The organism is Pararobbsia alpina (genome assembly GCF_902859895.1).
Classification (GTDB): Bacteria; Pseudomonadota; Gammaproteobacteria; order Burkholderiales; family Burkholderiaceae; genus Pararobbsia; species Pararobbsia alpina.
Window position 1 is genome coordinate 30,444 of record NZ_CADIKM010000020.1, and the last position, 13,600, is coordinate 44,043.

The 13,600-nt window shown below is 63.9% G+C and carries 10 protein-coding genes; 7 read left to right on the forward strand and 3 right to left on the reverse strand.

Features of this window, described 5'->3' with window-relative positions; translation table 11 throughout:
- Nucleotides 1-42 precede the first annotated feature (42 nt).
- The 3 genes from HV670_RS18580 to def all read left to right on the forward strand — a co-directional run bounded on the left by HV670_RS18580 (nt 43) and on the right by def (nt 4,267).
- A complete protein-coding gene (locus HV670_RS18580; RefSeq protein WP_175106292.1) occupies nt 43-1,545 on the forward strand; it encodes a cell division protein ZipA C-terminal FtsZ-binding domain-containing protein in 1,503 nt (500 codons plus the stop codon).
- Between the two features lie 137 nt (nt 1,546-1,682).
- Nucleotides 1,683-3,737 (forward strand): NAD-dependent DNA ligase LigA, encoded by a 2,055-nt coding sequence (ligA, locus tag HV670_RS18585; protein ID WP_175106293.1) that lies wholly within the window; start codon nt 1,683-1,685, stop codon nt 3,735-3,737.
- A complete protein-coding gene (def, locus tag HV670_RS18590) occupies nt 3,734-4,267 on the forward strand; it encodes a peptide deformylase (protein WP_175106294.1) in 534 nt (177 codons plus the stop codon). Before ligA ends, def begins: the two co-directional genes overlap by 4 nt.
- Nucleotides 4,268-4,543: 276 nt before the next feature.
- On the opposite strand, the gene HV670_RS18595 is transcribed toward def, so the two are convergent.
- The 3 genes from HV670_RS18595 to map form a co-directional block, all read right to left on the reverse strand.
- Nucleotides 4,544-6,223 carry a pseudouridine synthase gene (locus tag HV670_RS18595; protein ID WP_175106296.1) on the reverse strand — a complete coding sequence of 560 codons (1,680 nt, stop codon included), beginning with the start codon at nt 6,221-6,223 and terminating at the stop codon, nt 4,544-4,546.
- A 98-nt stretch (nt 6,224-6,321) separates the two neighbouring features.
- The gene (locus HV670_RS18600; protein WP_281362423.1) at nt 6,322-8,886 is read right to left on the reverse strand and encodes a [protein-PII] uridylyltransferase; all 2,565 of its coding nucleotides are present in this window, start codon (nt 8,884-8,886) and stop codon (nt 6,322-6,324) included.
- Nucleotides 8,887-8,915: 29 nt separating this feature from the next.
- Nucleotides 8,916-9,731, reverse strand: a complete 816-nt coding sequence (gene map / locus HV670_RS18605; RefSeq protein ID WP_175106300.1) for a type I methionyl aminopeptidase — start codon at nt 9,729-9,731, stop codon at nt 8,916-8,918.
- Between the two features lie 446 nt (nt 9,732-10,177).
- Here map and rpsB point away from each other — a divergent pair, with 446 nt between their 5' ends.
- The 4 genes from rpsB to frr all read left to right on the forward strand — a co-directional run bounded on the left by rpsB (nt 10,178) and on the right by frr (nt 13,586).
- The gene (gene rpsB, locus HV670_RS18610; protein WP_175106301.1) at nt 10,178-10,936 is read left to right on the forward strand and encodes a 30S ribosomal protein S2; all 759 of its coding nucleotides are present in this window, start codon (nt 10,178-10,180) and stop codon (nt 10,934-10,936) included.
- Between the two features lie 240 nt (nt 10,937-11,176).
- Nucleotides 11,177-12,058: a translation elongation factor Ts gene (gene tsf, locus HV670_RS18615; RefSeq protein ID WP_175106302.1), complete on the forward strand. Its 882-nt coding sequence runs from the start codon at nt 11,177-11,179 to the stop codon at nt 12,056-12,058.
- A gap of 212 nt (nt 12,059-12,270) precedes the next feature.
- Entirely contained in the window at nt 12,271-12,984 is a 714-nt protein-coding gene (gene pyrH, locus HV670_RS18620) for a UMP kinase (protein ID WP_175106304.1), read from the forward strand.
- A 41-nt stretch (nt 12,985-13,025) separates the two neighbouring features.
- Nucleotides 13,026-13,586: a ribosome recycling factor gene (gene frr / locus HV670_RS18625; protein ID WP_175106306.1), complete on the forward strand. Its 561-nt coding sequence runs from the start codon at nt 13,026-13,028 to the stop codon at nt 13,584-13,586.
- Nucleotides 13,587-13,600 lie beyond the last annotated feature (14 nt).

A 13,600-nucleotide genomic window follows, 5' to 3' on the forward strand; every position in this document is an offset into this window, starting at 1 on the left:
TCGCAGCGGTGCCTGTGCAACAGAAATGACGATGGAGTGTGCATGAACGAGCTGCAACTCGGATTGATCGGCGCGGGCGCCGTGATCGTGATCGGTGTAGTGCTCTACAACGCATGGCAAGGTGCGCGTGTGCGCCGCCGCATGCCGCGTTCGATGCCGATGCCGCCCGAGGTCGCCGACCCTGTGCGAGCGCCTGATGTATCCGATGAAAGTCCGTTTATCGAGCCGAACTACGGAAGCACGCCGCCGAAGATGCCGGCCGCGTCGAGTGTGGCGGCTTCGGGCGCACCGGGTGCCTATGGTGCACAGACCTACCGTGAGCCTGCCGCGGGGGCTGCGCCGATCGACGAACGCCGCGAGCCGACGCTCGGCGGCGGCGATACGTTCAGCGAGATGGACCCCGCGGCGGTGAGCGGCGCGGACATTCCGGGCGCCGCGGCGATGGCCGATCTCGCGCGCGAAGCGGATGAGGCGCATGAAGCCGAAGTGTCGGCCGGTGACGCGGGCTCCCCCGCTACGCGTGCAACAGGGCTCGGCCGGGGTGCGGCGGCAGGTGCGGATACGGGTCAGCTCAATTCGATGTCGGCGGGTGCGCCCGACAGCGACGCGAAGGCCGGGGTACCAGGCGGTTCCTCGCGAGACGGGACGGCCTCCTCGACGACGCCGGTTCAGCCGCCTGTTCAACCCGCTGTTCAACCCAATACGCAGACCATTTCGGCCGCCCCCCCCACCTGGGTCGATCATCGGATCGACTGTGTCGTGCTGCTGCGCGTACCCGCTCCCGTGACCGGGGACAAGATCTTGCCGCTCGCGCAGCGCATCCGCCGCGCGGGCAGCAAGCCGGTGTTCATCGAAGGCCTGCGCGAGAGCGACGGCGGTTGGGAAGCCCTCCAGCCGGGCGCCCGCTACAGCGACCTGCGCGCGGCGGTCCAGCTCGCGAACCGCTCGGGCGCGCTCAACGAACTGGAGTTCTCGGAGTTCGTCACGGGCGTGCAGGCGCTCGCCGACGGTTTGGACGCCGAACCGGAATTTCCGGACATGATGGAAACCGTCGCGATGGCGCGCGAGCTCGACGCGTTCGCCGCGCAATGCGATGCCCAGCTCTCGATCAACATCCTGTCGGACGGCGCACCCTGGTCGGCCAACTATGTTCAGGCGGTCGCCTCGCAGGACGGCCTGCTGTTGTCGCGCGACGGGACACGCTTCGTCAAGCTCGACGCCAAGCAGAATCCCGTCTTCATGCTGCAGTTCGGCGAGACGAACTTCCTGCGCGACGACCTGACCTTCAAGGGCGGCCAGATGATCACGCTGCTGCTCGATGTGCCGGTGGCCGACGAAGACATTCTGCCGTTCCGGCTGATGTGCGACTACGCCGCATCGCTGTCGCACCGGATCGGCGCGCGTGTCGTCGACGACCAGCGTCGGCCGCTGCCCGAAACGGCGCTGGCGGCGATCGAGAACCAGTTGCTGACGCTCTACGCCAAGCTCGAGCATGCGGGCATCACGGCGGGTTCGCCGGCGGCGCGCCGTCTCTTCAGCAGCTAGGCCACACCGATCGGTGTGACCCGGCTGGCCGCTGCCTGCTGGCGGATCGGCCCACTGCAAATAGCTGCCGACACGGTAGGATGCTTGTCACGCGCAGGCCCGCCGTGTCCGCGTTCGAACGTCCTATCCATTGACCGATGACCGATTCCCCACCGATCCCGCCGGCAGACCGGCCCGCCGAGCGCGTGTTGTGGCTGCGTGCCGAAATCGAGCGCAATAACTACGCGTATTACGTGCTCGATGCGCCGGAGCTTCCGGACGCCGAATTCGACAAGCTCTACCGCGAACTCGAAACGATCGAAGCCGCACACCCCGAACTCGTGACCCCGGATTCGCCGACCCAGCGCGTCGGCGGCCAGGCCGCGACGGGCTTCGAGCAGGTCGCCCATACCGTGCCGATGCTGTCGCTGAACAATGGATTTCGTGACGAGGACATCGTCGCGTTCGACAAGCGCTGTGCCGACGCGCTCGCGCACCCCGAACAGGCGGTCGAGTACGCGGCCGAACTCAAGTTCGACGGGCTCGCGATTTCGCTGCGGTATGTCGACGGCGTGTTCGTGCAGGCCGCGACGCGCGGCGACGGTTCGACTGGCGAGGACGTCACGGCGAACGTTCGGACGATCCGCTCGCTGCCGCTGAGGCTCAAGGGCAAGAACCTGCCCAGAGTGCTCGACGTGCGCGGCGAAGTGCTGATGTTCAAGCGCGATTTCGCGAAACTCAACGAACGCCAGCGCGAGGCGGGCCAGAAGGAGTTTGCGAACCCGCGCAATGCGGCTGCGGGCAGCCTGAGGCAGCTTGATTCGAAGATCACCGCGGCGCGGCCGCTCTCGTTCTTCGCCTATGGCATCGGCGTGCTCGAAGGCGTGCCGATGCCCGAGACACATAGCGGCTTGCTCGACCGGTACGGCGCGTTGGGTTTGCCAGTCTGCGCCGAGCGGGCGGTGGTCGGCGGCGCCGAAGGCCTGCTGGTGTTTTTCAAGTCGGTCGGCGAGAAGCGCGAAGGGCTACCGTACGATATCGACGGTGTGGTCTACAAGGTCAACCGGCGCGACGAGCAGGACAAGCTTGGCTTCGTTTCGCGTGCGCCCCGGTTTGCACTGGCCCATAAATTCCCGGCTCAGGAAGCGCTGACCCGCCTGCTTGCCATCGATGTCCAGGTCGGTCGCACCGGCGCGATCACGCCGGTTGCGCGGCTCGAACCCGTCTTCGTCGGCGGGGCGACCGTCACCAATGCGACGCTGCACAATGAAGACGAAGTCCGCCGCAAGGACATCAAGATTGGCGACACCGTGATCATCCGGCGCGCAGGCGATGTGATTCCGGAAGTCGTCAGCGCCTTGCTCGATCGCCGTCCCGACGATGCGCGCGATTTCGTGATGCCCTTGGTTTGTCCCGTGTGCGGCTCGGCAATCGAGCGTCTGCCCGACGAGGCGATCGCCCGCTGCACGGGCGGCCTGATCTGTCCTGCGCAGGTCAAGCAGGCGATCTGGCATTTCGCACAGCGGCGCGCGATCGATATCGACGGGCTCGGCGAGAAGATCATCGATCAGCTGGTCGACCAGAAGCTCGTGCGTACCGCCGCCGACCTGTTCAACCTGGGCTTCGCGACGCTGGCCGAGCTCGACCGTTTTGCCGAGAAGTCCGCCCAGAACCTGCTCGACTCGCTCGAGAGCGCGAAGAAGACGACCCTCGCGCGATTCATCTATGCCCTTGGTATCCGGCATGTCGGCGAGACGACCGCGAAGGATCTTGCGAAGTATTTCGGTTCACTCGATCCCGTGATGGACGCGACGACCGAGCAATTGCTCGAAGTACCCGACGTGGGGCCGGTGGTTGCCGAGGCGGTTCACAATTTTTTTGCTGAACCTCACAACCGCACGGTAATCGAACAGCTTCGAGCACCGGGCAAGCTGAGGTGGCCCGAGGGGCCGCCCGCGCCACGTGCGCCGGTCGGCGTGCTCGCGGGCAAGACGGTCGTGCTCACCGGAACCTTGCCGACGTTGTCGCGCGACGAGGCGAAGGAAATGCTCGAGGCGGCCGGTGCGAAAGTCGCGGGTTCCGTGTCCAAGAAGACAGACTATGTAGTGGCCGGCGAGGAAGCTGGCAGCAAGCTCGTGAAGGCCGAAGAACTCGGCATCGCGATACTCGATGAGGATGGCATGCGCAAGCTTCTGGAGGGGCACTCGACATGATTCGCGAGATTTTAAGAATGGGCGATCCGCGCTTGTTGCGCATTGCCGCCCCGGTCGAACATTTCGACACGCACGAGCTTCATGAACTCGTGGCCGACATGTTCGATACGATGCGCGCGGCGAATGGCGCGGGACTTGCAGCGCCGCAGATCGGCGTCGACTTGCAGGTGGTGATCTTCGGGTTCGGCCATAACGCCCGTTACCCGGATGCGCCGACCGTGCCCGAGACGGTGCTGATCAATCCGGTGATCTCACCGGTCTCGCAGGATATGGAAGAGGGCTGGGAAGGTTGCCTGTCGGTGCCCGGCATGCGCGGGGTGGTCAACCGGTATTCGATGTTGCGCTACGAGGGTTTCGACCAGTTCGGGCGGCCGATCGACCGCGTCGCCGAGGGCTTCCATGCGCGGGTGGTCCAGCATGAGTGCGACCATCTGATCGGCAAGCTTTATCCCATGCGCGTCACGGACTTCTCGAAGTTCGGGTTCACCAGTGTGTTGTTCCCCGACCTCGATCCGGTGGACGACGATTGAAGGGGTAGCGCCTGCTTGGTGCCTACAAGCCCCGGCACGGGTCCTTGCATCGATCCGGATCGGCGCATGCGGCCTGGGCTGGGATCTCGTGCCGCTCAGTGCCGAGGGCATGTGATGCCCCACGTATATGACTATCCGATGGGAAGTATCGGCAACCAGGCAGGAGCCGATACTCTCGTGCCGCTCGGTGCCGAGGGCATGTGATGCCCCACGTATATGACTATCGATGGAGAGTATCGGCAACCATGCAGGAGCCGATACTCGTGAGGTATTCCTTCAGTCGAGCTTGACGAATGTTTCGCCGACCCGCAGATAGCGCCACTTGCCCTGTGGCAGCGCGCCGAGCATTACGGTGCCGATGCGGATCCGCTTGAGACCGACGACTTCGAGGCCGACGAGTTCGCACATGCGGCGGATCTGACGTTTCTTTCCCTCGCGCAAGACGAAGCGCAATTGCTCGGGGTTCTGCCATTCGACGACGGCCGGCCGCAGCGGCTGGTCGTCGAGCGACAGGCCGTGGCACAGCAGTTTTATGCGTTCGGCCGGAAACTGCGACTGCACGTTTTCCGTGATGCCGTTGTAATTCACGCGAACCAGATATTCCTTGTCCACTTCCGAATCCTCGCCGATCAACTGGCGCGCGACGCGGCCATCCTGCGTCATCACGAGCAGGCCGGTCGAGTCGATATCGAGACGGCCGGCGGGCGCGAGCGAGCGCAGATGGACGTGCTGGAATGCGATGCCCGAGTCGTCGTCTTCCCAATGATTGTCAGGGGTGACGAGCACGACGGCGGGCTGGTAGTCGTCTTCGGGCTGACCCGATACATAGCCGACCGGCTTGTTGATCAGGATGGTCACCTGCTGCGCCTGATGGGCGCGGGCGATTGGCAGGATCTCGATCTTCTGGTCGGGGCGGACCTTGGTGCCGAGCGTGTCGATCGTTACGCTGTCGACGCGTACCCAACCCTTTTCGATCCATTCATCTGCTTCGCGGCGGGAGCAGAGTCCGAGTTCGGACATACGCTTCGAGAGGCGCAGCATACCCGTCTCATCGGCGTTTTCGTCGCGCGGCGCGGCATGGGCACGGGGCGCCTGCTCGGTGGGGGCAGCGGTACGTTCGCGAGGCTCGCGTTTGCGCGGCGTTTCGCTGCGCGACTGGGGCACGTGCGAGCGCTGCGGGGCGCCGGAAGTGTTGGTCACCGTGCGTCGAGGTGCCGCATCGCCTGCGGGACGCCGCGCATCGCCACCCGGACGCGGCCCGCGCGGGGAATCGAAATTGCCACGAGGTGCACGAGGGACATCACCATCGGCACGCGGCTTACGCGGACCATCGAAGTGGGAGCGAGGCGCACGTGGCGCGTCACCATCGGGGCGCGGCTTGCGCGGGCCATCGAAGTTGGTACGGGGTGCACGCGGGGCGTCACCATCGGCGCGCGGCTTGCGCGGGCCATCGAAGTTGGTACGGGGTGTGCGCGGCGCGTCACCATCGGGGCGCGGCTTGCGCGGGCCATCGAAGTTGGAACGGGGTGCACGCGGCGCGTCACCATCGGGGCGCGGCTTGCGCGGACCATCGAAGTTGGAACGGGGTACACGTGGCGCGTCACCATCGGGGCGCGGCTTGCGCGGACCATCGAAGTTGGAACGGGGTGCACGTGGCGCGTCACCATCGGGGCGCGGCTTGCGCGGACCATCGAAGTTGGAACGGGGTGCACGTGGCGCGTCACCATCGGCGCGCGGCTTGCGCGGTGCGTCGAAGTTAGCGCGAGGTGCACGTGGCGCATCGCCATCGGCCCTCGGTTTGCGTGGGCCGCCCGCGCCAGCGTCCGCACGCTTGGCGCGCGGCGCATCGCTTGTCGCCGGTCCGTCCGGCAGGGGCTTGCGCGGTGCACCCGGGCGAACCGGTGCGCGGCGCGCATCGGTGGTCCGCGGATGTTTCGCGGTCAGTTTTTCACGCATGAGCAGTCTTCAAGATCGGCCCGCGCATTGCGCGCGGCGCCATAGATAGGGTATTACACGGCCCGGGTCCCCATAAAGACCCGGCCTCGGCAATCTCGTCAAACCGCGATGGCCTTGAGCATCTCCGTCTCGAGCCTGATTTGCAGCTTGTTATCGTTGAGCGCGCTGCTATGTAGCAGGAACACGTCCTCGACGCGCTCGCCCAGTGTATTGATGCGTGCGGCGTGCAGCCCGATCCGGTGCTCGGCGAGCACGCGCGCGATCGAGTAGAGCAGGCCGGGCCGGTCGTTCGCCGAGACCGACAGAATGTAGTACTGCCCGCGATCGTCGGCCCGCAGGTCGACCCGAGGTGTGGCGGGAAACGACCGCGAGAGCCGCGAGAGCCGCCCCTTCGACGGCTCGGGCAGGGTCGTCGCGGCTTGGGCGAGCGCTTCGCTGATTTGCCGTTCGACAAGATTCGCGATATCGCGCGCATGCATCTCGGGATCGCTGTGCTCGACGAGGAAGTTGTCGAGCGCGAAGCCGTGGCGTGTCGTGTTGATCTGCGCATCGAGCACTGAGAGCCCGCTACGGTCGAAATAGCTGCAGATCGCCGCGAACAGATCGGGCCGGTCCTTCACATAGACGAGCACCTGCAGACTGTTGCTGATCGCCCCGGGCCGCGCGCGGACGACCGGCGTCGGCGCATTGACATGATGCACCAGTTCACGCGTCTGCCATGCGATATCGGCCGCATCCTGGCGCAGGAAGTAGGCCACGTCGAGCTGGTTCCACAGCTCGCGATGTGCGCCTTCGGGCACGGCCTCGAGCCGCAGTAGCGAAAGCGCCTCCTCCTTGCGCGACTGGAGCGCCGCATGGGGGTCGTGCTGCGCGCCGCCGAGCACGTCGAGGGTGATCCGGTACAAGTCTTCGAGCAGCTTGCCCTTCCACGCATTCCAGACCTTCGGACTCGTACCGCGGATGTCGGCTACCGTCAGCAGGTAGAGCGCGGTCAGCCGGCGCTCATTGCGCACGAGGTCCGCGAAGCGCTTGATGATTTCCGGGTCGCTCATGTCCTGCTTCTGCGCGACCTGGCTCATCGTCAGGTGATGCTGGACCAGCCAGACGATCAGCGCGGTATCTTCCTCGTCGATGCCGTGATCGCGGCAAAATCGCCGCGCATCCGCCATGCCGAGCGTCGAGTGGTCACCGCCACGACCCTTGGCGATATCGTGGAACAGCGCCGCGACATAGAGAACCCAGGGACGCTCGAAATTCGTGATCAGCTGACTGCAAAACGGATACTCATGCGCATGCTCGGTTACCGCGAAGCGGCGCATATTGCGCAGCACCATCAAGATGTGCTGGTCGACCGTATAGACGTGATAAAGGTCGTGCTGCATCTGGCCGACGATGCGCCTGAAATTCAGCAGGTATCGGCCGAGCACGCTCGTCTGGTTCAGCAGCCGCAGCGCATGGGTGACCCCGGCTGGCTGCTTGAGAATTTGCAGGAACAGCTTGCGGTTGACCGGGTCGCGGCGCCAATGGACGTCCATCTTGTCGCGCGCGTTGTAGAGCGCGCGCAGCGTGCGGGCCGACAGGCCCTTGATGCCAGGCAACTGTTCGTAAAGCAGGAACGGTTCGAGGATGGTATTCGGCTCGCGAATGAAGACATCGTCATTGACGATCTCGATCATCCCCTGCTTTTCAACGAAGTGCTCGGAGAACACGCGCGTGATTCCGCTTGTCGACGGAAACAGCTGGGCTTCGATGTTCTGCAGCAGGATCGTCGACAGCTGAGTCACGGCCTTGGCCGCCCAGTAGTAGTGACGCATCATCTGCTCGCTGACGCGCTTGGCAGGCTTGACCCTGAAGCCGAGCTGTTCGGCGAGCGCAGTCTGCAGGTCGAATACGAGAATGTCCTGGCGCCGCCCCGCGAGAATATGGAGGTTGGTGCGCAGGCGCTTGAGGAAGGTCTCGTTGCGGCTCAGCTCGCGTGCTTCGCGCTCGGTGATCAGCCCGCGGCTCTCGAGTTCACTCCAGCTGCCACCGAAACCGGCGGCGCGCGTGATCCAGATGATCAACTGGAGGTCGCGCAGGCCGCCCGGGCTTTCTTTGCAGTTCGGCTCGAGGCTGTAAGGCGAATCCTGGTACTTCGCATGGCGCTGCCGCATTTCGAGCAGCTTGGCCGTGAAGAAGGCGCGCGGGTCGAGCGCTTCGCGAAAGCGTGCCGAAAAACGGTCGTATAGCCCGGCGTCACCCGCGACGCGGCGCGATTCGAGCAGGGAAGTGTGCACGGTGACGTCGTTGGCCGCTTCGTCGAGGCATTGCTCGACGGTGCGCACGCTGCTGCCGATGTCGAGGCCGAGATCCCAGGCCATGCCGATGAAACGTTCGATGCGGAGTTCTTCCTCGCGATCGGGTGCGTCCTGCAGCAGCACGAGGATGTCGATGTCCGAGAACGGCGCAAGCTCGCCGCGGCCATATCCGCCGACGGCGACCAGCGCGGCCGTGCTCGGCAGCGCGCAGCCTTGCCATGCGCAAGCGAGCGTGCGGTCGACCTCCCGGGCCAGGCCGTGCGTGAGCGCATCGAGATGGCCCTTGGCTGCGAACGCTTCGATGAGCCGGGCTTTCGCCGTCTTCAGCTCGGCGCGCATCGCCGCGGTGTCGGGCGCGGCATGCAGCGGCGATGAGTTTGGTGCGAGCGAGGCGTTCACGCTGTGGCGGCCGCGAGAACGTGTTCGGGCCGGGCCTGTACGCCCGCCGACAGCGTCAGGACATCGTAGCCCGTCTCCGTGACGAGCACGGTGTGCTCCCATTGGGCCGAGAGGCTGCGGTCGCGTGTCTTGACCGTCCAATGGTCAGGCATGGTCCGGATGTCGCGCTTGCCGGCATTGATCATCGGCTCGATCGTGAAGATCATGCCGGCCTCGAGTACCATGCCGGTGCCCGCTCTGCCGTAGTGAAGCACTTGCGGCTCTTCGTGAAACACCGTGCCGATGCCATGACCGCAGTATTCGCGCACCACCGAAAAGTTCTGCGCTTCGGCATGCTTCTGGATCGCATGGCCGATGTCGCCGAGGTGGGCGCCGGCGCGGACCTGGGCGATGCCGACCCACATGCATTCGAAGGTGGTCTGGACCAGGCGCTTCGCGAGGATCGAGCCTTCGCCGGCGATGAACATGCGGCTCGTGTCGCCGTAGTAGCCGTCCTTGATGACGGTGATGTCGAGATTGACGATATCGCCGTTCTTGAGCACCTTGTCGCCCGGAATCCCGTGGCAGATCACGTCGTTGACCGAGGTGCAGATCGCCTTCGGGAACGGCGGATAGCCCGGCGGCTGGTAGTTCAGCGGCGCGGGCACGGTCTGCTGGACATGGGTCATGTATTCGTGGCACAGGCGATCGAGCTCGCCGGTGGTGACGCCAGGCTTGACGAAGGGCGTGATGTAGTCGAGGACTTCTGCGCCGAGGCGGCAGGCGACACGCATCTTCTCGATATCGGCGGCGGTTTTGGGAGTGGCGGTCATGGCAGCCCGGGCAGTCCGGCGGAATTCGTGATGGAGTCGATTATCGCACCATGCATCACGATTTTTCACCCCTATCCGGCTTGAGAGGCGGAACGCGCCGATGCTATACTCTCGGGCTAGCTTCGTAAGGAAAACATTCTCTGCTCGTTTTTCGCTGTATTCGTCTTGTGGATTCGCCGCGGTTGCTATTCGAACTTCCCGAATCTTCAGCTTCGGTCGCTGGAAAAGACCGGTGACAGGCAGCCATCAAGCGGACAGGCAGGCGAGCGGAAGTGGTAAGAATTACAAAGCTGGACTTTGTTTTAAAAATCCGAGCCGGTGCACCCAGGGTGTCCGTCGCGGCCTGTCTCCTCCCGAATCGCTGCGCGAATCAGCGCGGGAAGGTGGAGCAAGGGTCCGCGGATGTCGCAGCCGGCTTCTGACCCAAACCCTTTCGGAGAATTCGAATGGCAGCAGTAACGATGCGTGAAATGCTGGAAGCCGGTGTCCACTTTGGTCACCAGACCCGCTTCTGGAACCCGAAGATGGCCCCGTTCATTTTCGGTCACCGCAACAAGATTCACATTATCAACCTCGAAAAGACGCTGCCGATGTACAACGACGCACTGAAGTATGTGCGTCAACTGGCAGCGAACCGCGGCACGATTCTGATGGTCGGCACGAAGCGTCAGTCGCGCGATACGATCGCCGCTGAAGCAGGCCGTGCCGGCATGCCTTACGTGAACACGCGTTGGCTCGGCGGCATGCTGACGAACTTCAAGACGCTGAAGTCGTCGATCAAGAAGCTCAAGGACATGCAGGTTGCGCTCGAAGCCGGCGAAACCGAACGCATGAGCAAGAAAGAAGCGCTGATGTTCGATCGCGAGATGACCAAGCTCGAGAAGTCGATCGGCGGCGTGAAGGACATGGGCGGGATTCCGGATGCGATCTTCGTGATCGACGTCGGCTACCACAAGATCGCCCTCACAGAAGCGAACAAGCTCGGCGTGCCGGTCATCGCCGTGGTCGATACGAACCACTCGCCCGAAGGCGTGGACTACGTGATCCCGGGTAACGACGACGCGAGCAAGGCTGTCATGCTGTACGCACGCGGCATCGCCGACGCGATCCTTGAAGGCCGTGCGAACGCCGTCAAGGATGTCGTCGAAACCGCCCGCGGCAATGGCGAAGACGGCGACGAGTTCGTCGAAGTCAACGAAGGCTGAATCTAGCGGGCAAGCCGGCGCACAAGACCGGTCTGAGAAACGAGGGGGCTGTTGGCCCCCTTTTTTTAGACTGTGACGGATGGTGCGACTGGCATCCGGTTGCAGATTCCAGCAACGGTTATGGCAGGTAGCAACTGCAAGGCAAGTCCGCGGTGCACTAGCGGATACAGGCAGCACCGAATATGTCCTGACCGGCCGAGGCCGGGCGGGAACGTGAAATCCAGCTATTAGGAGCAATCGATGGCGGCAATTACCGCAGCCCTGGTGGGCGAACTGCGCGCGAAGACCGACGCGCCGATGATGGAATGCAAGAAGGCGCTGACCGAGGCCGAAGGCGATCTGGCCCGCGCTGAAGAGATCCTGCGTGTGAAGCTCGGTAACAAGGCCAGCAAGGCAGCCTCGCGTGTGACGGCCGAAGGCATCGTCGCCCAGTATGTGGACGGCAAGGTCGGCGTGCTCGTCGAGCTGAACTGCGAAACCGACTTCGTTGCGAAGAACGACGACTTCCTCGCGTTCGCGAACGGCGTCGCTGAAGTGATCGCCAAGAAGAACCCGGCCGACGTCGCGGCACTCGGCGCGCTGCCGCTCGAAAGCGCGACGGTCGACGCCGTGCGCCTCGCGCTGGTCGGCAAGATCGGTGAAAACGTCTCGATCCGCCGCTTCGTGCGTTACGAAACGGCCGGCACTATCGCGACTTATCTGCATGGCACCCGCATCGGCGTGATGGTCGATTTCACGGGTGGCGACGTACAGACCGGCAAGGATGTCGCGATGCATATCGCGGCGATGAAGCCCGTCTCGGTGTCGAGCGCCGACGTGCCGGCCGACCTGATCCAGAAGGAACGCAGCATCGCCGAGCAGAAGGCCGCTGAGTCCGGCAAGCCTGCCGAGATCGTTGCAAAGATGGTCGAAGGCAGTGTGCAGAAGTACCTGAAGGAAGTGTCGCTGCTGAACCAGCCGTTCGTTCGCAACGACAAGGAAACGGTCGAGCAGGTTTTGAAGACTGCTGGCGCCAAGGTCAACGCGTTCACGCTGTTCGTGGTCGGCGAAGGCATCGAGAAGCGTCAGGACGATTTCGCGGCGGAAGTCGCCGCGCAGGTCGCCGCAGCAACGAAGGGCTGACGCCTCGCGGTCAGCCGGGCCGCCCGCCTCGCCGGGGTTGGGGTGGCCCGCCACGCCCGCCCCGTGTCAACCACGGGGTGGGCGAGTCCGCAAGTCGTGACCCTACCGGGTCGTACGCTTGCCCGGCATGACGATTCACTTCTACAGTTTTGTGTTGTTGAACGGCTTGCCTGACTGAGTTCAAGATCCCTCGACGCCCATCGGACATCCTCATGCCAACAGCCTACAAACGCATCCTCCTCAAACTCTCCGGCGAAGCATTGATGGGCGACGATGCATTCGGCATCAATCGCCAGACCATTGAACGCATGGTGGCCGACATGGCCGAGGTCGTGCGTCTGGGTACCCAACTGGCCGTCGTGATCGGCGGCGGCAACATCTTCCGTGGCATGGCCGGCGGGGCGGCCGGGATGGATCGCGCGACAGCCGACTACATGGGGATGCTGGCAACGATGATGAATGCGCTCGCGCTTCAGGATGCCATGCGCCATGCGGGCATCGAGGCGCGCGTTCAATCCGCGCTGCGCATGGACCAGATCGTCGAGCCCTATATCCGCCCGCGTGCGATTCGCCAGCTCGAAGAAGGGCGCGTCGTGATCTTCGCGGCCGGCACGGGCAACCCCTTCTTCACCACCGATACGGCGGCCGCCCTGCGTGGCGCCGAGGTGGGTGCCGAGGTCGTGCTCAAGGCGACCAAGGTCGACGGCGTCTATTCGGCCGACCCGAAGAAGGACCCGTCCGCGACGCGCTATTCAACGATCTCCTTCGACGAGGCGATCACCCGAAACCTGCAGGTGATGGACGCCACGGCGTTCGCACTGTGCCGCGACCAGAAACTGCCGATTCGCGTGTTCTCGATCAACAAACCGGGCGCCCTGAAGCGGATTGTCGCCGGGGAAGACGAAGGCACGCTGGTGCACGTGTAAGATCGCGGGTTAGCATCGATATTTGGTATGTGGAGATAACTATGAGTACCGCAGATATCAAGAAAAGCGCCGATCAGAAGATGCAGAAATCGATCGAAGCGTTCAGAAACGATCTGGCGAAGATCCGTACGGGCCGTGCCCACACGGGTCTGCTCGATCATATTCAGGTTGACTACTACGGCTCGAACGTGCCGATCTCGCAGGTCGCGAACCTGACGCTCATCGATTCGCGCACGATCGGCGTGCAGCCCTGGGAAAAGAAGATGGTGCAGGCCGTCGAAAAGGCGATCCGCGAGTCGGATCTCGGCCTGAACCCGGCGACCAACGGCGACGTGATCCGTGTGCCGATGCCCGCGCTGACCGAAGAACGCCGCCGCGAGCTCGTCAAGGTCGTGAAGACCGAGGCCGAAGACGCGAAGGTATCGGTGCGCAATCTGCGCCGTGATGCGAACGAGCAGCTCAAGAAGCTGGTCAAGGACAAGGAAGTCTCGGAGGACGACGAGCGCCGCGCGCAGGATGACGTGCAGAAGCTCACCGATAAGTTCGTCGCCGAAATCGACAAACTCGTCCAAACGAAGGAAGGCGAGATCATGACGGTATAGGCCGTCCTGAGTTG